We start from the raw sequence: 21,074 nt of genomic DNA, 5'->3' as shown, positions 1-21,074 counted from the left end.
ACGGATCAGAACTATCGGTATTGTCCACACCAGTCACGGTAATATCACCGGCACAGTTATCGTTAGCAGTCAGGTCACCCGGAGCAGGCACATCTGCTATACACTCGTAAGTGATATCAGCAGGAGCCGAAGGCGCAACAGGCGCTGTAGTATCTTGAATAATTATAGTTTGCGTGTCAGAGGCGGTTTTATCACAACCATCTGTTATTGTGAAAGTCCTAGTAACAGTTATTACACAAGTACCAGAACTAATATCTTGATATGTAATTTCATTAATCGATACATCGTCACTGGCATTACCACCTCCATCTAAAGCATTTTGTAATTCTGTTAACGTAATGGTAACTGGTGTTTCACTATATGGTAAGCTTGTTATTGCAGAAGTATCACATCCTTCAATAGTATAGTCTTGTGGAGCTGTAATTTGAGGATCTTCTGAATCGCCAGTAGCCATTACAAGAGTCTCTTCTGCCTCACAACCAGCGGCATCTGTAATTGTAACAGAAATAGAACCAGCACCAGCATTTATAACTACTAATTCAGTACTAGGTGGACCGTTTACAAACGTAGATCCTCCTGTTGTATTTGAATTGACAGTAAATGTGTATGGCGCTGTACCACCCGTAGCTGTAAAAGTTGCTGTTCCATCATTACTCGCACATTGCGCACTAGTGAATGAAGTAGAATTGATTAATATGCTTGGAAACGATAAGGTTACACTATATGGGTATAAATTAACGTTACCATTACTGTCTGTAACGGTTAAAGTAGGGTTGTAAGGGCCTCCATTTATATCGTATTCTACAATAGGGCTAGAGGCTGTACCACCAATAAAATTTCCACCATCATAATTCCATGAATAGGTGTAAGGAGGCGTTCCTCCAATTGTTGTTGACTCAAAAGTAACTGTGGCTATTCCATTATTATCGGTACAAGCCGTATAATCATATTGTACGGCTAAAGGTGTTGAAACAATTAAGTCTGAAGGGAATTGACATTGTGAGGAGCTATAACTACCACAATCATAAGGGTCATTTTCATCTGGACCATTATTTCGACTGGTTTTCCAAACCACCAAAACATTTTCTAATGTTAATAATTCACCACACACCCAATTAAATGGTCCATAAACAAGTCTTTGGGTAAGACCTGAATTAGAAGACGGTAACGTTCCTAAATATTCACTAATCATTATTGAGGAATCTCCAACCATTAAGTCAGCAAAAATTCGGCCATGGTAAACAGCAGAATTTCTATTACTGGAAATTTCGGCAATCATATACACTTGTTGTGGTACACCAGATTCACAACTTGTATTAGTTAATGGAGTTCCTGGCACATCTGTTGCACTTAAAAAGACACTTTCAATAGAAAAGGCATTTGTAGTACAGTTATAGCCACAGTCTCTCAAATCTTGAGAAAAAGTGCTAGTGAGACTAAAAATGAAAATTAAAAAGAAATACTTTCTAAAATTTATTAAATACGTATTTGTTTTCATAAGCCCTTATTTTAATATGGGATTAGTTAATTGATTAACAGCGATATTTTAACAACCAAATTGGTTGAGTTATTTTATAATTATTTGTTTTTAAAACATGGTAAGCATGCAATAAACATATAATAACAAATCAAAATTTTAGAGGGAAATGCATGTTGCCATGCTAATGGATTAAGATATTTCATTTGATTTGGGGTCATAATTGATTATAGCTTACGAGACAAATAAATAGCGATATCTAGTTCGAATCAAAAAAAAATGTTAAATAACTAATAAATTCGATTAAATGATTTAGCAAAACACTTTATCGGTAAATTATTATTTTTAACGACCGCAAAAATCTATGGGTTAATCAGTTACTCAAGTGAGGGCGTGATAACATGTAGGTTAAATTAATTTTCATAATGTATAATAGCATTTGGTTAATTTTATTGTGGCAATGTAAGTCATTTAACTGATAAAATCAACACTTTATCGATAAAAAATGTATTTAATCGGAATATTATGAAAAACTTAATTCTTGTACGGCACGCCAAATCTTCATGGGAATACGATGTGATAGATCATGAACGACCTCTTAAAACACGCGGAATTACTGATGCTAACTTAATTTCATTACATTTTCAAGAGTTGAACTTAATGCCTGATTTAGTGCTTGTTAGCGATGCTACACGAACTAAATTAACTGCTGAAATTTTTAAAAGTAATTTAAATGTTGATACGAAAAACATACAATTTTCACATGATTTGTACGATTTTTCAGGCGAGAATTTAACTAGAGTAATTAAAAACTGTGAAGATTCGGTTACGAATTTGATGGTTTTTGGTCATAATTATGCCATAACCAATTTTGTTAATACGTTCGGAAGTCAGTATTTTGATAACGTACCTACTTCTGGTTTGGTTTGGCTTCAATTTGAAACACATCAATGGCAAAATATTAAAAATGCAATTACAAAGTTACATCTGTTTCCTAAAGCACTTAAAACATAATTTAATGATATCTACCTTCCGTACATGGGCAGTCACTAATACCCTGAAGGAAGTCGAACCCAATTGTGATCATGTGTGTGCCGGAGTTGTATCCTGCAAGATCATTTATTGTAATCTGGTATGAGTAGGCAAAGTAGAACTTTGATTTCATGATACCGGCCATAGGCCCGATGTTCAGTGGGTTGAAGAACTGGTCGTTCAGGAACCTGTATGACACGCCTATCCAGTAATAGTCCTCGTTCCTGTTGTATTTTCTGTACTTAAAGTTCAAGTCTGTACTCGATCTGTTGTCGCTGCTGAAGAGCTGATAGAATATCGAAGGTTCGAACTCCACGCGCTTGTTGGACTTACTCTGCATAATGTAACCGGAATAAATTTGGTAGTTGCGTAGCAAGCTTGGCTCAATACCGGTAAAGTTGTCAATCTCTTTATCCAAAATATTGTTAACGTTAAAGCTGAAGTAGAAGCCCTTGTTCCTATAGAGTACCCCTAAATCAAAATTGTTGTTAGAAATGGCTCGGTCTCCGTTGATATTGGGGTCAATGATTGGGATATCATATGTTGGTTCAAAATTTTCCACATCTACCCTAAAACTGTTCAAGTTGTAAGAGATACCAAATGAAAGGTATTGTCTGGAGGTATAATCTAAAATTAGGTGATGTGAGAATGATGCCTTGATACCCTGTTGGCGAGTATTCCCGTTTCTATCGTTATAGAGTGATAATCCAACCCCAGAGCGGTTTGATATCCTTCCATCTACATATAATGATTGGTTGTCCGGTGCATCCTTGATACCTACCCATTGCGTAAGTCCATTTATTCTAATTCTAACATTATCGCCAATACCTGCAAAAGTAGGAGAGAGTACAAAGTTATTGTCGGCCAGGTATTGTGTCCATACCGGTAGGTTCAGCTCTTGTGCAAAGCCATAACCAGAGGTAATGAGCAGGATATATATGATTAATTTTTTCATGACATCAGTTTTAGTTAAGTTAAGGGCTCTGGCATTATCTATATAGGGTAAAGTTTCCGACAAAATCGCGGTTGTCGTTCGAGCTGTTCAGGTTCACGACGTACCAATAATCACCGGTGGGCAAATCCTTGCCACCATATTTACCGTCCCATTTTTCCCCGACATTCAGCGTTACGATCTTACGTCCATAACGGTCAAAGATGGAGAACTGTAGGTTAGGGTATCCCGTCACACATCCAGGAGCCCAGGTATCTGTTACACCATCACCATTCGGGGTGAAGTAGTTAGGGATGCAAATATCCACGTACTCCAAGAAAATGGATGCTGTAGCCGTACATCCACTGCTATCGGTCACGACCACGACATAGGTTCCTGTTTCAGAGATGACAAAGGTATTGTTGCTGCCCTGGTTTTCACCATTGAGTGTAAACTCATAATCGCCAGTACCGCCAGAGGCCACGGCAATGAACTCATTTATTTCCCCTTCATTTAAGACCAAGGTTAAAGGTTCAACAGTATCTATTGAGAAAAATTCGGTAGACTGTACACAACCATTGGTATGCCTAACATCAATAAAGTGGTCGGTTCCAGCCGGAACATTGGTAAAGACATTACTTGTTTGGTAAGGTCCTCCATTTAGGGAGTAGTCCAAATCATCTGGATTTAGGCTATCATCAACCAATACAGTCACGGTATTACCAGGCATGTTGTTTAAACAGTTGTATTCAACAACCACCGTTGGGTTAATGGCAACAGATTCCGGTAATGTGATATTCCATTCTGATTCACAGCCTTGGCTATCCCTTACAAATACCGTATGGTCACCACCATTTAAACCCGTAAAGTCAAATTGTGTTTGATTTGAAGCACCGGTAGAATACGGGCCATCATAGCTGTCTAGACTCACACTATAAGGTAGTGTTCCTCCAGAGATATCAATACTGAACTCGGCATTGAGGTCACCATCGCAGACTTCCGGTATGATAGAGTTTGCCACAATGCTCAAAATAACAGGTGCTGGCTCAACAATATCAAAATTATGGATGATATAACATCCCAATTCATCTTGAACAATGACATCGTAATTACCTGGTGCCAGATTTTCAAAAATATTGGTGTCAAAGAATTGGTCCAATTGCGGTGATATGGCGTATTTTATTATACCTGTACCACCTGAAGCAGTAATTTCAAGAACACCATTGTTAGAGCCACTACAGGTTACGTTGGTAACGTTGAACGTGGCATCAAGTACAGATGAAGGTTCTGTTATAGTAATTGTAGCAGAAGTAGCATTACAATCGCCACTTTCAACATAAACCACATAAGTACCTGCAACTAGTTCGGTAAATATACCAGGACTGTTTTGAGTTGCCGGAATTGTATTTCCAGCAGTATCCTGTAAGGTGTAAATATAGTTGCCCAGACCACCTTGGGCTGTGGCCGTAATCGACCCTGTGTTATCACCAGCACAATTAATAGTTGGGTTAACAGAATCCAAGATTATATCTAAAGTAGGTAATGGATCTATTGTTATTTCATTGGAAACATTAGCGACACAGCCATTGTTATCCCTAACGTAAAAAGAATAAGTGCCCACAGGAACAGGGAAAGTTGTTGATGATGTAAATGAACCCAAAACTGTAGCGAACGAACTGTCATCACTATAAGTATATGGACCTGTTCCACCTGTGGCACTTAATGTTAATGTTGTTTGGTTTAGACAAGTTTGCGTAGTCTGTACAACCAAATTGGCTTGTATGGCAGTAGGCTGTGCAATCACGATATCGACCGAGGTCATCGTACAATTGTAGCCATCGTTAATTGTAACCGAATAGGTTCCTGCCCCCAAATCGCTAAACACATTTGATGTTTGTGGACCTGACGAACTTGGCGTAGGCAATATGGTATTTAAGGTATATGTATAGTTAGCCCCTTGTCCACCGGTAACATTGGTTACGGTTATAGTGGCATTTTGATCTCCAAAACATGACAACTGTGTTGTATTGGGCGTAAAAGTCGCAGTTATAGGAGTAGGCTCCGTTAATGTTACCGTATCAGAAGCTATACAACCAGAGGCATCCCTAACGTTAACGGTATAAGTACCTGCTGAAAGGTTGGTAAATGTTCCGTTAGGCGAATAAGCCACGGTAGCGGCACCGGTCAATTCATATTCGTACTGTCCCCAGCCACCAGAAGCAATAGCCGTGATGGTCCCTATATTGTTGTCGCAACTAACATTTGAAGTTTCGTTGGCAACAACGTCCAAAGCTTCAGAAGGCGATGCAATGACAAGCGTTCCATAGGCAGAACAGAAAGGGGTTTGTGTTTCCGTTAGGGTTACCGAGTAGCTTCCAGAAGTTAAACCAGTTACCACTATTGGGTTTGTTGTTGTATTTGCTGCTACAGAACCGGTAACTGATGTACCAGAACTATCAAAAACTTCATAATTATAAGTTCCAGAGTATCCATTGACAAATAACTCAAATGAACCTGTATTGTCCCCAAAACAGGTCAGGGCAGTAGGCGTTAGGGTAAACGTAGGAGGCGTAGCGGGAGCCAAGGATACGCTTACATCTTTGGTGCATCCAGTAACCGTATCGGTAATAGTTATTGTATACAATCCGGAAGGCACTCCCGAGAACACATTGCCTGCCAAGCTTATGGAAGCTGGGTTTGGGCTAATGGTATAGGCATAGTTTCCAGAGCCACCATTTCCAGAAACGGTAATCTCACCATCGTTGTCATTACAAGTTGGCAAGGCCGTTACGTTTGGTGTTATGTCCAGGATAGGTTCAATGGTAACGGACACTAAATTACCACATCCATTGGCATCATTAACTTCAATAGTGTGTGTTCCAGAAAATAAGTTTGAAATGGTAAAAGGCGCTGTCATAGTTTGGAATGCACCGCCATTTATACTATAACTATAAGGAGCAATTCCTGTAGTTGTTAAGGTCACATCAATCTCGAAATTACCATCTACGGTCAGACATTGGTTGTTAACGGTAGCAGCGACAACAGGAGCTGGGTCCATGGGCAATATTACTATAGGGCTGGACACCACACAACCATAAGCATCAATTACATGGACATAATAGTTTCCTGCATCGAGGTTAAAAGAGCTAGCAGAAGCCCATGAAGGGTCTGTTGCTACAGGCGATCCAGGAGTTGTGGTTACCTGGTACTGGTATGGAGGCGTACCATCATGGCCGATAGCACTAATAATACCAGAACTAGCATTACAATTGGCATTCTGATCTATGCTGGTTGTTAGACTTAACGGAATGGCCGATTCTGTTATATTAAAAGGAGCTGTTACAATACCACACCCTGCATTTGGTCCAGAAGTTTCAGTAATCAGCACATAGTAATTACCAAATGGCAATGGTCCCAAATTGGTTACGGACAGCGAACCACCGGCAGGTACGTTTCCAGATCCGGTAACACCGGTAGAAGCCAATGTCAACGAATCAAATATCTCGTAACTAACGGTTGTGCCAACACCATAAATACTGTTTACGGTAAATGAAACGTTTCCGTCGGCACTTCCTGTACATGTAATGTTATTTGAACCAACCGCATCGACAGTCAGTGTTGAGTTGGTAGGAATAGGAGCGGTGGCAGGTTCATAGTAACTACAGTTAGTAGAGGCATCATAAACTATAAAAGTGTAAGATACGCCAGGTGTTAAACCGGTAAACGTAGCTGTTTCACTACCAGGAGAATCTTCTGGGATCCAAGATCCTGGAGGATTGGGATAAACAGAAATTGGACCTTGGTAAATACTAAAGAAAAATGGTCCAGCACTACTTAATGTTGTACCAACACTTACAATAGCCGTACCACCTGTTGCACAATCTACAGATGTTGAGATATTGATGTCTAAATCAGTAGGAGGTGAGGCTACCAATACATCTTGAATGAGTACAGAACAACCATTGGCATCAACAACGTTTATTTGATATAGTCCAAAGTCAACGACATCAAAGCTCACCGATGTTGATCCCGTGGCATTTAGTTCGGAGTTGTTGTAACCATTAGTTCCCGTAACAAAATAGTTGTAAGGGGCAGTACCACCGGTTACACCATCAATAATAATGGAACCTTGGGAGATACCACCAGCAGTACAGGTAATATCTACCGTATGGTAATTAACAATAATAGGATCTGGTTCAGCAATGACTATGGTTTCTGTGGCAGTACACGATTTAGCATCGGTAATTGTAATGGTATAGGTGCCAGCAGGAAGACCAGAGGTTTGTGTTCCGTAGTTCGTGCCAGTTGTATCGTTATTTACATTAATTGTAAAAGGTGGTGTTCCAACAGTATTATCAATAGTAATGTCAATGGCACCATTGGCATCACCGTTACATAATATAGGCTGTGTCTGCACTACAGCGCTTAAAGCAGGGGGAACGATTGGGTTTATGGTATGTGTTCCTGACTCTGCGGTACAGTTATTGGCATCGGTAACTTGGAACTGGTAGGTTCCAGGGGTGGATGTTGTATATGTAAAAGGTGAACTTGTAGGTCCTAAATTGACATAAGGAGCCCCATCAATGGAAACGGCAAATGTAAAGGGGGCCACTCCACCAGAGAACGTTCCCGTAATTACGGCATCAGGCGTTGCAGTACAATCCAAGTCTTCGGTCAGGACCGTGTTCAATGAAAGCACAGGTAAAGGATCTATGGTATAGGATTCTGAATACACACAATCGTTTTCATCACGAACCTGGAAGGTGTAGGTGTCTGGGCCCAAACCAGAAAAGGTATTGGATGTTTGGTACGGTGTGGCTGCCGACGCAGGAGCGATGATCTGGTATTCCAGTAGACCATCACCACCTGTAGTTCCTGTTATGGTAATTGTGGTGGTATTTGCCGGACAGCTTAACGGTGTGTTGTTGAACGTTAAATCCGTAGGGGGATTTAAAGGATCTATGGTAATGGTATTGGTTATGGCCGTACAGCTATTGGCGTCCAGTATGGTAATGGTATAGGTTCCTGCTGTCAATCCCGTAAAGGTATCACTGACCTGAAACGTTACACCATCAATACTGTAAGCATAAGGTGGAGTTCCACCGGTCACACCGGTAACGGTAATGCTGCCACCTGAATTACAGGTATAGTCGGCACTTAAGGTTGCCGTACCAGAAATGGCCGTAGCCGTTGTAATGGTAATGGGCTGTGGGTCTGTCAGACAAACGGAAGCACCAACAGAATACTGGACCACAACATCATACGTGCCTGGGGCCAATCCGGTAAACACATTGGAGTTAACGAATGTCGTACCGCCATCAATGCTGAACTCTAAATTATTGCCATTGGCATTGGTAACGTTAACGGTAATGGTCCCGTCGTTGGATCCGGCACAATCGATATTGGTGGCATCGACGGTGAATTCAGGGGCTGGAATCTGGTCAACGGTTATGGTGGTGCTGGCACTACAGTTGTTGCTATCCACAACGGTAATATCATACACACCAGGACTTGTAACTACTACTTCAGGGTAGGTCTGGAAATCTGTTGTACTGTTTATGAAATAGAAGTAGGGCGGAGTACCTCCCTCTGGGTATATGGTAATCTGGCCATCGTCGCAGGTAAGCGGTATGGTAACCGCTGCGGTTACTGTTAATAATGGCGGCTCTATTATAGTAATATCTTCAGAATGGTAGCAACCATCTTCAGTTTCGATTATTGCTGTATATGTTCCAGGATTAAGGTTTGCGAAGGTGTAATTATTTTCCATAATTGGTCCAACGCTATTTACTAAAGTAGCCCCAATATAAAGCGCAAAGAAATATTGTGGGTCCACATCATTTGCTGCCACGTGTATGGATCCTAAATCGCCATGGCATAAAGGTTGCGTTATTATGGTTGAAACGGTAAAGTCACGTTCTCTAATTTGCACATCAGGAACCGTAAACACGCATGGGTTTGTAGAAACGCCAACTTGTCTAATATATACCGTGTAAGTACCAGGAGTTGTAACTGAAAATACATTACTGGCTTGGTAAGTTATTCCATCTAAACTATATTCATAACCATTAGGCACATTGTTAACAGTTATAGATCCTGGGGTTGTACATATAATATCTGTTGCAGTAACAGTTGGATTTAAGACATTTTGATAGACGTTGAAATAAAATTGCGCAAAACATCCACCTTCAAAATTTATGGTTATTCTGAACTGTCCAGATGTATTGGCGGTATAGTTTGGTCCTGTTGCAATTTGGTTCCAGGTGCAGGCTGTGTTTTCATTGGCACAATCTGGATCCGTAACAGGAGCACAGCTTGACTCATCCAGTTGTTCCCAAATAATTGATAAGGCCCCAGCTATATTGGTGGTAATGTCTCTAAAATCGTTTGCACCACATAAAAATATATTTGGCAATAATTTTCCATCATTTGGGCAGGTAACCACCTGATCAGCAAAAGGTATCACGGGATTTGTCAGGTTGTTTCCTCCAAAAAGGGAAACATTGTATTGTTGAACTATGGATTGACAGGGAGCTAAAGCATTATTAAAGGAATAATACGTGCCTGTTGCAGTTGCCGTATACGATTGCCCTGTACCAATAACAGGTGTTCCCGTTGGGCTTGTAGACCAAGAGTAGCTATCGTAGCCATTTGCTGCTGTTAATGTAACACTATCGCCACAAAGCGTGATATCTTCAGAAAAATCACAATCAATATTTATTAAAAAATTGGTTGCCTGAGGTGTAATTAAACAGCCAGTGTTACTGTCGTAACTAGGATCGTCGGTAATTTGATAATTAGGGTTATAATATCCATTATACGTTGCAAAAGCTTGATTAAGAATGATATTTGAACATGAATCGGCTAATTGATTACAGTTTTCTACTGTCATAGCTTCAATTCTAATTTCATAAACAGGGTCGTTTTCTTCAACCAAATAATCTTCGATATTGAATATAATTTCTCGTGTAACAGGATCGTAACTTGCTACGGTTACTCCTGGAGGTAAAACTAAATCTGTTGGGTAATTAAAGATTATGTTAATTGGTAATATGTCTCTAATTTGAAAATTCGTAGCATTATCGTTTCCTGTATTTTGAAAACCAATGACATAATTTAACGGTTGTCCAAGACCAATTCCTTGACCACCAATGTCATTTCCAGCATCGTCTTCAACTATTTTTGTAAGTACAATGTTTGGTTCAATAATGTCTACAGCAAATGCGAAAAAATATTGAAAGTAAACATCCTGATCACTTTCCAATCTAACAATAGCTGATGTGGCATCGTTAACTATTACTGTATTACCTGGATTGGGTACTACCATTACACCAGTATCAAAACCAAGGGTGTTGGTACTGTTTGGATTTCTATTTGTAACAGGTGTAGCATCTAGTCTGGTAACCGAACTATTGAAAAAGTTGTTTGCAGGTCTATCTGCTGCAGATAAAGGAACGTTGTTAAGTACCAACCTGTCGTTTTGTATAGGTTTATCTCCTTCTAAAGTCGCGAACGCAAAATTTGCTCTAACTGGTGCTGGTGCTGGTACAGTTCTAAAACCAGAAACAGGAATTTCAACATTTACAGAACTACTTATGGCACTAAAACCATCAAAACTTGTTATAGATTTTCCTGGTAGTGTAGGATCTTCATAAACAATAAATAATGACCATCCAGCAGAAAATCCAGTTCCATTATAAGGGTCAAATGTTGCAGTTTCTCCTAATGCACTGGATACGTTGGCAACTGTATAGGTCCCTAAATCTGTCCCTAAATTTGTTACAATTGAAGTAACATCAGCATAACAGGAATATGGATAACTACTTCCTGTTGCAGTTCCATTTGCTTCATAAATAACTGTTCCTGTAATGTCATTATATCCTCCCGTTGGCCCTTTGAATTTAACTTCGGTAATAGGTTCATTGCCATTTGTTACAGCGCCCCAATATAATCCTGCGTACCTAATTTTGTAACAATTTGGATTTGGAATTTCTAAATCTGCACTTGAAGAACTAAATGTACTTGCGTCTCCATCAATATCAATATACTGCATATCAACATTATGATTGTAGGTGTTGTTATCGTTGAAGGCATTATTATCTGGCCCTAAAATATTGTTACCAATTAAAACTATATCACCTCTCAAATCGTCATTAAACCTTGGCGTAAAAGGGACGTAGTTTTGTGCAAACGATTGTAAGCAAACGATAAAAAACAAAGCTATTACAGCAATTTTTGAAAAAGTAGGTTTTTTCATGGTTCTAAAGAGTTATTTTGTTTCTGTAGGAGCCATAAAATAGAAAAATAGCAAATTTATATTTTCAAGACATTTATACTACATTACACGATTTTTAAATTATTTAATGTTTTTATTGTTATATTATTAATGATATCTACCTTCCGTACATGGGCAATCACTAATACCCTGAAGGAAGTCGAACCCAATTGTGATCATGTGTGTGCCGGAGTTATATCCTGCAAGTTCGTTTATTGTGATCTGGTATGAGTAGGCAAAGTAGAACTTTGATTTCATGATACCGGCCATAGGCCCGATGTTCAGTGGGTTGAAGAACTGGTCGTTCAGGAACCTGTATGACACGCCTATCCAGTAATAGTCCTCGTTCCTGTTGTATTTTCTGTACTTAAAGTTCAAGTCTGTACTCGATCTGTTGTCGCTGCTGAAGAGCTGATAGAATATCGAAGGTTCGAACTCCACGCGCTTGTTGGACTTACTCTGCATAATGTAACCGGAATAAATTTGGTAGTTGCGTAGCAAGCTTGGCTCAATACCGGTAAAGTTGTCAATCTCTTTATCCAAAATATTGTTAACGTTAAAGCTGAAGTAGAAGCCCTTGTTCCTATAGAGTACCCCTAAATCAAAATTGTTGTTAGAAATGGCTCGGTCTCCGTTGATATTGGGGTCAATGATTGGGATATCATATGTTGGTTCAAAATTTTCCACATCTACCCTAAAACTGTTCAAGTTGTAAGAGATACCAAATGAAAGGTATTGTCTGGAGGTATAATCTAAAATTAGGTGATGTGAGAATGATGCCTTGATACCCTGTTGGCGAGTATTCCCGTTTCTATCGTTATAGAGTGATAATCCAACCCCAGAGCGGTTTGATATCCTTCCATCTACATATAATGATTGGTTGTCCGGTGCATCCTTGATACCTACCCATTGCGTAAGTCCATTTATTCTAATTCTAACATTATCGCCAATACCTGCAAAAGTAGGAGAGAGTACAAAGTTATTGTCGGCCAGGTATTGTGTCCATACCGGTAGGTTCAGCTCTTGTGCAAAGCCATAACCAGAGGTAATGAGCAGGATATATATGATTAATTTTTTCATGACATCAGTTTTAGTTAAGTTAAGGGCTCTGGCATTATCTATATAGGGTAAAGTTTCCGACAAAATCGCGGTTGTCGTTCGAGCTGTTCAGGTTCACGACGTACCAATAATCACCGGTGGGCAAATCCTTGCCACCATATTTACCGTCCCATTTTTCCCCGACATTCAGCGTTACGATCTTACGTCCATAACGGTCAAAGATGGAGAACTGTAGGTTAGGGTATCCCGTCACACATCCAGGAGCCCAGGTATCTGTTACACCATCACCATTCGGGGTGAAGTAGTTAGGGATGCAAATATCCACGTACTCCAAGAAAATGGATGCTGTAGCCGTACATCCACTGCTATCGGTCACGACCACGACATAGGTTCCTGTTTCAGAGATGACAAAGGTATTGTTGCTGCCCTGGTTTTCACCATTGAGTGTAAACTCATAATCGCCAGTACCGCCAGAGGCCACGGCAATGAACTCATTTATTTCCCCTTCATTTAAGACCAAGGTTAAAGGTTCAACAGTATCTATTGAGAAAAATTCGGTAGACTGTACACAACCATTGGTATGCCTAACATCAATAAAGTGGTCGGTTCCAGCCGGAACATTGGTAAAGACATTACTTGTTTGGTAAGGTCCTCCATTTAGGGAGTAGTCCAAATCATCTGGATTTAGGCTATCATCAACCAATACAGTCACGGTATTACCAGGCATGTTGTTTAAACAGTTGTATTCAACAACCACCGTTGGGTTAATGGCAACAGATTCCGGTAATGTGATATTCCATTCTGATTCACAGCCTTGGCTATCCCTTACAAATACCGTATGGTCACCACCATTTAAACCCGTAAAGTCAAATTGTGTTTGATTTGAAGCACCGGTAGAATACGGGCCATCATAGCTGTCTAGACTCACACTATAAGGTAGTGTTCCTCCAGAGATATCAATACTGAACTCGGCATTGAGGTCACCATCGCAGACTTCCGGTATGATAGAGTTTGCCACAATGCTCAAAATAACAGGTGCTGGCTCAACAATATCAAAATTATGGATGATATAACATCCCAATTCATCTTGAACAATGACATCGTAATTACCTGGTGCCAGATTTTCAAAAATATTGGTGTCAAAGAATTGGTCCAATTGCGGTGATATGGCGTATTTTATTATACCTGTACCACCTGAAGCAGTAATTTCAAGAACACCATTGTTAGAGCCACTACAGGTTACGTTGGTAACGTTGAACGTGGCATCAAGTACAGATGAAGGTTCTGTTATAGTAATTGTAGCAGAAGTAGCATTACAATCGCCACTTTCAACATAAACCACATAAGTACCTGCAACTAGTTCGGTAAATATACCAGGACTGTTTTGAGTTGCCGGAATTGTATTTCCAGCAGTATCCTGTAAGGTGTAAATATAGTTGCCCAGACCACCTTGGGCTGTGGCCGTAATCGACCCTGTGTTATCACCAGCACAATTAATAGTTGGGTTAACAGAATCCAAGATTATATCTAAAGTAGGTAATGGATCTATTGTTATTTCATTGGAAACATTAGCGACACAGCCATTGTTATCCCTAACGTAAAAAGAATAAGTGCCCACAGGAACAGGGAAAGTTGTTGATGATGTAAATGAACCCAAAACTGTAGCGAACGAACTGTCATCACTATAAGTATATGGACCTGTTCCACCTGTGGCACTTAATGTTAATGTTGTTTGGTTTAGACAAGTTTGCGTAGTCTGTACAACCAAATTGGCTTGTATGGCAGTAGGCTGTGCAATCACGATATCGACCGAGGTCATCGTACAATTGTAGCCATCGTTAATTGTAACCGAATAGGTTCCTGCCCCCAAATCGCTAAACACATTTGATGTTTGTGGACCTGACGAACTTGGCGTAGGCAATATGGTATTTAAGGTATATGTATAGTTAGCCCCTTGTCCACCGGTAACATTGGTTACGGTTATAGTGGCATTTTGATCTCCAAAACATGACAACTGTGTTGTATTGGGCGTAAAAGTCGCAGTTATAGGAGTAGGCTCCGTTAATGTTACCGTATCAGAAGCTATACAACCAGAGGCATCCCTAACGTTAACGGTATAAGTACCTGCTGAAAGGTTGGTAAATGTTCCGTTAGGCGAATAAGCCACGGTAGCGGCACCGGTCAATTCATATTCGTACTGTCCCCAGCCACCAGAAGCAATAGCCGTGATGGTCCCTATATTGTTGTCGCAACTAACATTTGAAGTTTCGTTGGCAACAACGTCCAAAGCTTCAGAAGGCGATGCAATGACAAGCGTTCCATAGGCAGAACAGAAAGGGGTTTGTGTTTCCGTTAGGGTTACCGAGTAGCTTCCAGAAGTTAAACCAGTTACCACTATTGGGTTTGTTGTTGTATTTGCTGCTACAGAACCGGTAACTGATGTACCAGAACTATCAAAAACTTCATAATTATAAGTTCCAGAGTATCCATTGACAAATAACTCAAATGAACCTGTATTGTCCCCAAAACAGGTCAGGGCAGTAGGCGTTAGGGTAAACGTAGGAGGCGTAGCGGGAGCCAAGGATACGCTTACATCTTTGGTGCATCCAGTAACCGTATCGGTAATAGTTATTGTATACAATCCGGAAGGCACTCCCGAGAACACATTGCCTGCCAAGCTTATGGAAGCTGGGTTTGGGCTAATGGTATAGGCATAGTTTCCAGAGCCACCATTTCCAGAAACGGTAATCTCACCATCGTTGTCATTACAAGTTGGCAAGGCCGTTACGTTTGGTGTTATGTCCAGGATAGGTTCAATGGTAACGGACACTAAATTACCACATCCATTGGCATCATTAACTTCAATAGTGTGTGTTCCAGAAAATAAGTTTGAAATGGTAAAAGGCGCTGTCATAGTTTGGAATGCACCGCCATTTATACTATAACTATAAGGAGCAATTCCTGTAGTTGTTAAGGTCACATCAATCTCGAAATTACCATCTACGGTCAGACATTGGTTGTTAACGGTAGCAGCGACAACAGGAGCTGGGTCCATGGGCAATATTACTATAGGGCTGGACACCACACAACCATAAGCATCAATTACATGGACATAATAGTTTCCTGCATCGAGGTTAAAAGAGCTAGCAGAAGCCCATGAAGGGTCTGTTGCTACAGGCGATCCAGGAGTTGTGGTTACCTGGTACTGGTATGGAGGCGTACCATCATGGCCGATAGCACTAATAATACCAGAACTAGCATTACAATTGGCATTCTGATCTATGCTGGTTGTTAGACTTAACGGAATGGCCGATTCTGTTATATTAAAAGGAGCTGTTACAATACCACACCCTGCATTTGGTCCAGAAGTTTCAGTAATCAGCACATAGTAATTACCAAATGGCAATGGTCCCAAATTGGTTACGGACAGCGAACCACCGGCAGGTACGTTTCCAGATCCGGTAACACCGGTAGAAGCCAATGTCAACGAATCAAATATCTCGTAACTAACGGTTGTGCCAACACCATAAATACTGTTTACGGTAAATGAAACGTTTCCGTCGGCACTTCCTGTACATGTAATGTTATTTGAACCAACCGCATCGACAGTCAGTGTTGAGTTGGTAGGAATAGGAGCGGTGGCAGGTTCATAGTAACTACAGTTAGTAGAGGCATCATAAACTATAAAAGTGTAAGATACGCCAGGTGTTAAACCGGTAAACGTAGCTGTTTCACTACCAGGAGAATCTTCTGGGATCCAAGATCCTGGAGGATTGGGATAAACAGAAATTGGACCTTGGTAAATACTAAAGAAAAATGGTCCAGCACTACTTAATGTTGTACCAACACTTACAATAGCCGTACCACCTGTTGCACAATCTACAGATGTTGAGATATTGATGTCTAAATCAGTAGGAGGTGAGGCTACCAATACATCTTGAATGAGTACAGAACAACCATTGGCATCAACAACGTTTATTTGATATAGTCCAAAGTCAACGACATCAAAGCTCACCGATGTTGATCCCGTGGCATTTAGTTCGGAGTTGTTGTAACCATTAGTTCCCGTAACAAAATAGTTGTAAGGGGCAGTACCACCGGTTACACCATCAATAATAATGGAACCTTGGGAGATACCACCAGCAGTACAGGTAATATCTACCGTATGGTAATTAACAATAATAGGATCTGGTTCAGCAATGACTATGGTTTCTGTGGCAGTACACGATTTAGCATCGGTAATTGTAATGGTATAGGTGCCAGCAGGAAGACCAGAGGTTTGTGTTCCGTAGTTCGTGCCAGTTGTATCGTTATTTACATTAATTGTAAAAGGTGGTGTTCCAACAGTATTATCAATAGTAATGTCAATGGCACCATTGGCATCACCGTTACATAATATAGGCTGTGTCTGCACTACAGCGCTTAAAGCAGGGGGAACGATTGGGTTTATGGTATGTGTTCCTGACTCTGCGGTACAGTTATTGGCATCGGTAACTTGGAACTGGTAGGTTCCAGGGGTGGATGTTGTATATGTAAAAGGTGAACTTGTAGGTCCTAAATTGACATAAGGAGCCCCATCAATGGAAACGGCAAATGTAAAGGGGGCCACTCCACCAGAGAACGTTCCCGTAATTACGGCATCAGGCGTTGCAGTACAATCCAAGTCTTCGGTCAGGACCGTGTTCAATGAAAGCACAGGTAAAGGATCTATGGTATAGGATTCTGAATACACACAATCGTTTTCATCACGAACCTGGAAGGTGTAGGTGTCTGGGCCCAAACCAGAAAAGGTATTGGATGTTTGGTACGGTGTGGCTGCCGACGCAGGAGCGATGATCTGGTATTCCAGTAGACCATCACCACCTGTAGTTCCTGTTATGGTAATTGTGGTGGTATTTGCCGGACAGCTTAACGGTGTGTTGTTGAACGTTAAATCCGTAGGGGGATTTAAAGGATCTATGGTAATGGTATTGGTTATGGCCGTACAGCTATTGGCGTCCAGTATGGTAATGGTATAGGTTCCTGCTGTCAATCCCGTAAAGGTATCACTGACCTGAAACGTTACACCATCAATACTGTAAGCATAAGGTGGAGTTCCACCGGTCACACCGGTAACGGTAATGCTGCCACCTGAATTACAGGTATAGTCGGCACTTAAGGTTGCCGTACCAGAAATGGCCGTAGCCGTTGTAATGGTAATGGGCTGTGGGTCTGTCAGACAAACGGAAGCACCAACAGAATACTGGACCACAACATCATACGTGCCTGGGGCCAATCCGGTAAACACATTGGAGTTAACGAATGTCGTACCGCCATCAATGCTGAACTCTAAATTATTGCCATTGGCATTGGTAACGTTAACGGTAATGGTCCCGTCGTTGGATCCGGCACAATCGATATTGGTGGCATCGACGGTGAATTCAGGGGCTGGAATCTGGTCAACGGTTATGGTGGTGCTGGCACTACAGTTGTTGCTATCCACAACGGTAATATCATACACACCAGGACTTGTAACTACTACTTCAGGGTAGGTCTGGAAATCTGTTGTACTGTTTATGAAATAGAAGTAGGGCGGAGTACCTCCCTCTGGGTATATGGTAATCTGGCCATCGTCGCAGGTAAGCGGTATGGTGACCGCTGCGGTCACTGTCAGCAACGGTGGCTCTATTATTACTATGTCCTCGGTGTAAAAACAGCCATCGTCGGTACTTACATTTATAGTGTAATTACCAGCATTTAATGATGAAAATGTATGATCACTATTCATTACTGGCCCAACACTATTCACTAAAGCACCACCTTGGTAGATACTAAAGTAGTATTGTGGTAAGGCGTCGTTAACTGCAATACTAATACTACCGAAACCACCATAACAATCTGGTTGAGTAACATTAGTTGTAACCGTAAAGTCACGCTCCCTTACGAATACAGCAGGTGTTTCAAAAACACATGGATTTGTATCAACACCTACTTGTTGAATATATATTACATAATATCCTTGAGATGTAACAGTGAAAACATTACTGGATTGGTAATTAATGCCATCTATACTGTATTCATAACCGCTGGGAACTCCATTAACTGTTATGCTTCCTGTTGTATCACAAATAATGTCTTGTGCTACTGCAGTTGGGTTAAGAAGGTTTTGGTAGACGTTAAAATAAAATATACTGAAACAGCCTCCAGGATAATTAATTACAATTCTAAATTGTCCAGATGTATTGGCAGTGTAATTTGGTCCTGATCCAACCTGGTTCCAGGTGCAGGCAGAATTTTCATTAGCACAGTCATCAATTCCGATAGGAGGACAGCTAGACTCGTCCAGTTGTTCCCAAATGATTGAAGTTGCATCACTAATTCCAGTAATTATGTCTCTAACATCGTTGGCTCCACATAGAAATATTTTTGGAAGTTCTTTACCGTCATTAGGGCAAATAGAAACAACATCTGCAAATGGAATTACAGGGTTAGTTTGTGTTGTACCATACAAAGAAACAGTTATTACTTCTTGAATAGAGATACAGGTAGCTGACGCTGTATTGGTAACATAATATGTTCCTACTTCAGTAGCTGTATATGATTGGCCAGTACCTATAACCGGAGTTCCCGTTGGGCTTGTAGACCAAGAGTAGCTATCGTAACCATCAGCAGCTGTAATTGTAACACTGTCGCCACAAAGTATTTCTTCACGTTCGAAGTTACAGCTAGATATGTCTACCAAAAAATTAGTAGGTTGGGGATCTATAAAACATTCAAGTTCAACATAACTTGCTTGATCTTCAACTGTAATTCCACTTAATGCTCCCGTATAAGTTCCAAAAGCTTGATTCAATATTTCATTTGAACATGCTTGACTTAAATCATAGCAGTTAGGAACTATCTGTACAGGGATACGTATAACAAAAACAGGGTCTCCAAATTCTACAGAATCATCTGGAATACTAAAAACAACAGTTCTTGTAATTGGATCGTAAGAAAGTAGAGTGGCTCCTCCTGAATTTGTATAGTCAATACTAGCTGGATCAAATACAATGTTATCAGGTAATATATCAGTTATAGTAAAATTAGTAATATCCTCATTGCCGGTGTTTTGGTAGCTTATTTCGTAAAATATGTTTTGGCCTAATATTACGTCGTCTCCATTAATATCGTTTCCGAATTCGTCTTGAACAGTTTTAACGAGTGTAACTTCTGGAGAAATAACATCAACTGCAAAAGCGCTAAAGAAGGCGAAAATAGGATCGGCTTGTCCACGTGCTACCTGAAGTGTAAAAGAAGCGTCTGTTGCTCCGTTTACAATATATTCAGGTTCTGAATTAAATATTTCCAACATACCTGTATCATAACCTAGAGTATTAGTTCCAAACGGATTTCTAGGGTGCGCAATGCCATTATAATTTTCAATTATTGATCCAAAGAATTTATTTGCAGATCTGAAAGGTGTTGTTACCTCTTTGTTGTTGATTTCTAATTTTGTAGCTCTTTTGGTTTTATCGCCATCTAAAGTAGCATAAGCAAATTGTAAATCGATATGGCCTGCAGGAGGTGTTGTAAATCCTGTTACAGGGACTTCTTCGTAATGGTCGTCATAGATATGGCTGAACCCATCAAATGTTGTAAATGATTTTGTATGTAAATCAGGATCTTCATATATAACAAATAATGTCCATCCTGCTGATAGTCCTGTAGAAAAATTAGTTCCTTCACTAGATACAACATTTGCTACTGAATATGTTCCTTCTACAGTTGTTAATGCATTTAGTATATCTGTTACTTCAGCATAACATGCATAAGGTGTATTGCCCGGTTCTCCAGCTTCTGAAACAATAGGGTTTACAATGGCATCATATATCAACGTTCCATTGATATCTGTATATACACTGCTTCCAGGAGTCTTAAATTTAACATTTGTTATATTGGAACGATCACCATCTTGCAGAACGGCTCCCCAATACAATGCTGCATAAGCAACGGAATAACATGTTGTTGGTGTACCATCCTCATGAGGTTGAAAAACAAGATCGGCACTACTTGAACTAAATGTTGAAGCATCACTATCAATATCAATATACTGCATCGTAACATCATCATTATCAATACCATTGTCATTACATGGTAAATTATCCTGACCAAGAATATTATTACCAATAACAAGCATGCTTCCTTTAACTTCTACATTTTCTCTTACCGACCAAGGTTGATAAGTTTGAGCAAAACCAGTGAAGCCAATCAAGAAGATTAGAATAGCTAAACTATTTTTGAAATAAGCAGGTTTTTTCATGACACTTATATTTTTTCCT

6 protein-coding genes are annotated in these 21,074 nt (G+C 40.3%); 1 reads left to right on the top strand and 5 read right to left on the bottom strand.

Annotation, left to right across the window (positions count from 1 at the left end):
* Positions 1-1,498, bottom strand: a 1,498-nt coding sequence (locus MTX13_RS14230) for a PKD domain-containing protein (protein ID WP_250437330.1), incomplete at its 3' end; no start/stop codon positions are given.
* 504 nt (positions 1,499-2,002) lie between these two features.
* Here MTX13_RS14230 and MTX13_RS14225 point away from each other — a divergent pair.
* Positions 2,003-2,491 (top strand): SixA phosphatase family protein, encoded by a 489-nt coding sequence (locus MTX13_RS14225; RefSeq protein ID WP_250437322.1) that lies wholly within the window; start codon positions 2,003-2,005, stop codon positions 2,489-2,491.
* A 1-nt stretch (position 2,492) separates the two neighbouring features.
* Here MTX13_RS14225 and MTX13_RS14220 read toward each other — a convergent pair whose 3' ends face one another.
* The 4 genes from MTX13_RS14220 to MTX13_RS14205 all read right to left on the bottom strand — a co-directional run bounded on the left by MTX13_RS14220 (position 2,493) and on the right by MTX13_RS14205 (position 21,055).
* Complete coding sequence (locus MTX13_RS14220; RefSeq protein ID WP_250437320.1) at positions 2,493-3,464, bottom strand: PorP/SprF family type IX secretion system membrane protein; 972 nt, start codon at positions 3,462-3,464, stop codon at positions 2,493-2,495.
* Between the two features lie 34 nt (positions 3,465-3,498).
* Positions 3,499-11,697 carry a T9SS type B sorting domain-containing protein gene (locus tag MTX13_RS14215; RefSeq protein WP_250437317.1) on the bottom strand — a complete coding sequence of 2,733 codons (8,199 nt, stop codon included), beginning with the start codon at positions 11,695-11,697 and terminating at the stop codon, positions 3,499-3,501.
* A gap of 126 nt (positions 11,698-11,823) precedes the next feature.
* Positions 11,824-12,795, bottom strand: a complete 972-nt coding sequence (locus MTX13_RS14210) for a PorP/SprF family type IX secretion system membrane protein (protein ID WP_250437315.1) — start codon at positions 12,793-12,795, stop codon at positions 11,824-11,826.
* A 34-nt stretch (positions 12,796-12,829) separates the two neighbouring features.
* The gene (locus tag MTX13_RS14205; RefSeq protein WP_250437313.1) at positions 12,830-21,055 is read right to left on the bottom strand and encodes a T9SS type B sorting domain-containing protein; all 8,226 of its coding nucleotides are present in this window, start codon (positions 21,053-21,055) and stop codon (positions 12,830-12,832) included.
* Between the last annotated feature and the right edge of the window lie 19 nt (positions 21,056-21,074).

It is taken from the genome of Hanstruepera flava (assembly GCF_023634025.1).
GTDB classification, from domain to species: domain Bacteria; phylum Bacteroidota; class Bacteroidia; order Flavobacteriales; family Flavobacteriaceae; genus Hanstruepera; species Hanstruepera flava.
Note: the sequence above shows the minus strand (reverse complement) of the source record. Positions and strands in the feature narration are given on the sequence as shown.

Excerpts from the sequence above, each read along its gene's own strand:
- MTX13_RS14205 (WP_250437313.1), bottom strand. The coding sequence starts at position 21,055 with ATGAAAAAACCTGCTTATTTCAAAAATAGTTTAGCTATTCTAATCTTC.
- MTX13_RS14215 (WP_250437317.1), bottom strand. The coding sequence starts at position 11,697 with ATGAAAAAACCTACTTTTTCAAAAATTGCTGTAATAGCTTTGTTTTTT.
- MTX13_RS14225 (WP_250437322.1), top strand. The coding sequence starts at position 2,003 with ATGAAAAACTTAATTCTTGTACGGCACGCCAAATCTTCATGGGAATAC.
- MTX13_RS14220 (WP_250437320.1), bottom strand. The coding sequence starts at position 3,464 with ATGAAAAAATTAATCATATATATCCTGCTCATTACCTCTGGTTATGGC.
- MTX13_RS14210 (WP_250437315.1), bottom strand. The coding sequence starts at position 12,795 with ATGAAAAAATTAATCATATATATCCTGCTCATTACCTCTGGTTATGGC.